The 2,239-nt window shown below is 37.6% G+C and carries 1 protein-coding gene and 1 pseudogene; both read right to left on the reverse strand.

Annotated elements, in window-relative coordinates:
* Positions 1–996: 996 nt before the first annotated feature.
* Positions 997–1,935 carry a class I SAM-dependent methyltransferase gene (locus PE36_RS23415; protein WP_043995021.1) on the reverse strand — a complete coding sequence of 313 codons (939 nt, stop codon included), beginning with the start codon at positions 1,933–1,935 and terminating at the stop codon, positions 997–999.
* Positions 1,936–2,038: 103 nt separating this feature from the next.
* Positions 2,039–2,239, reverse strand: a pseudogene (locus PE36_RS23420) (hypothetical protein); the annotation flags it as partial.

Raw genomic sequence — 2,239 nt, forward strand, 5'->3', positions numbered from 1 at the left:
AACCTAAAAAAAACACATATTATGGGGAAAACAATTCAATTATATAACTTATTTGTCCACAACACCGTTTTTACACTTAAAGTTATACACAGGTGAAGTAATACTAAGGAGATGTATACACAATACGGACATTTTTGTGTATAAAATAATAAATCCCAAAATAAGTTAATAGTAGGTGTCGTGAAAGCAATATAAATACATAAAAATATACAAAATTAAACACTGTTGATGTATATAGCAGGCATAAAAAAAGCCTCACACGAGGCTTCTTTATCATCAGTATATATCGTCAACTATTCGGTTTAAGCTGATTAGTTTACGCCTGACTCATCTTCAAGTTGTTTGCGTAATTCCGCTTCCAATTCTTGTTGTAATTCGTCTTGAAGTTGATAATACGATAAATCGTTTTCATTATAGTCCATCATAATCACCTTAATAGTACTTAACAGTACATCGTTAAAATATGTCGATAATCGATAACCCGTTTATCACACTCCTCCGAACAACCCTTTGCTCAGCTCATGTATTAATCCTAACACAGCATTTTTCAGTCCGCAATATTTGTTGATCTCGGTGAAAACATTGATCCTCGTCAATAAATCCATTCTGTAATTATTTATCAACATTTTGATTATCAGCTCTTCATATGAAAGCAAACTAACTAAATAACAAAGGGAGCACTACCTCAACTTACAACAACTTGACTAAAACTGAACAATAATAAACAAAATAGAACAACTTAGTATAAGTTATAACTAAAAGTGATATAGGTAGTTTTGAGGCCAAAAACAGCAAACGAGTAAATATCTAAGGAAAGATGAACACAACAAGGTAGCTTATAAGGAGAGGGGATTTATATGGTGTTAACACTAACTAGAGTAAAAATGACTAGAATAACGCATCATTTCATCTTGATTGATGAAAAAAATTAAACTAGTATCAAAAATTAATCCTGATAATCACGGCATAACAACAGTGATTATCAGCTAATGTCGATTATTCCGCTTTAGGCGAGTAAGTAAAGATTAATACCTTAAGACCTTTACCGTCTTCTGCTTCTTTGAATACGGCTGGCGGCGCAAGTTGCTCTTGGAATACACAATCAGGGCAATGCTCGGCAACATTATCAAATAAGAACTGTTCACCGAGCTCTGGTGCATTCAAACATAACATCACTTTACCGCCCGGCTTCACTAGCTGTGGGATCCGTTTAATGATCTTGCTGTAGTCGCGTTTAATATCAACACTGCCTTTTTGGAATGACGGTGGATCCGAGATCAACAGGTCATAAGGACCGTGCTTACGTAAACGGCCATATGATTTAAAGATATCAATACTTTCAAATTTAACACGCTTAAGATCCTGGCTATTACTGTGATGATTATCACGGCCTACGGTTAATGATGTGCGGCTAAGATCAACATTCAACACTTTGTCTGCGCCACCCGCTAAAGCAGCAACAGAAAAGGCACAAGTGTAGGAGAATAAGTTTAATACATTCGCATTCTCTGCGTGGTCTTTTACCCACTGACGGCCATTGGCCATATCTAGGAACAGACCCGTGTTTTGCGCACGACCAAATTCAAGATTAAAGATCATGCCATTTTCAGTGATCTCGGTACGGTGACATTCTTCGCCAAGGAACAGTGCTGTTGGCGCACGTTCGCGACAACGGAATTGCACCAGTACGGTTTTACATTGCTCACCAAATTGTGCTTGAAGCGCTTCTGCTAACAATAATAAGTAATCGTTTTCTTCTTCTTTGTATAGCGTAATAAGAGCAACTGGTGGCAACCAGTCGATGTTCATGTGCTCGAAACCAGCATACGTATGGCCACGACCATGGAACAAGCGACAAGCATCTTCTGCAACAGCAGAAAAATCAATAAATTCAAGCGGAAATTTCACATCAACCTCGGACATAGCGACAGTCACAATCTTATTCACCTTAATTAATCTTACAAAACAAAAAGGGATGCACACTGTACATCCCTTTATTCAATTCACCGCATTATACTCGATTAGCACTAAATTGCGATCAAGCCTCTTGGTTATTTTTTACGTCAACATCACTGTTCTTTTTCACGTCAACATCGCTACTCTTCTTCACGTCGACATCACTACTCTTCTTCACGTCGACATCACTACTGATCAGTATCGACATCCAGTTCTGATCATTAATGGTTTCTAAGCCAATTTTAACAATCATGGTTAGCGGTACAGCGAGTAACATACCGAC

Source organism: Moritella sp. PE36, assembly GCF_000170855.1.
Lineage (GTDB): Bacteria > Pseudomonadota > Gammaproteobacteria > Enterobacterales > Moritellaceae > Moritella.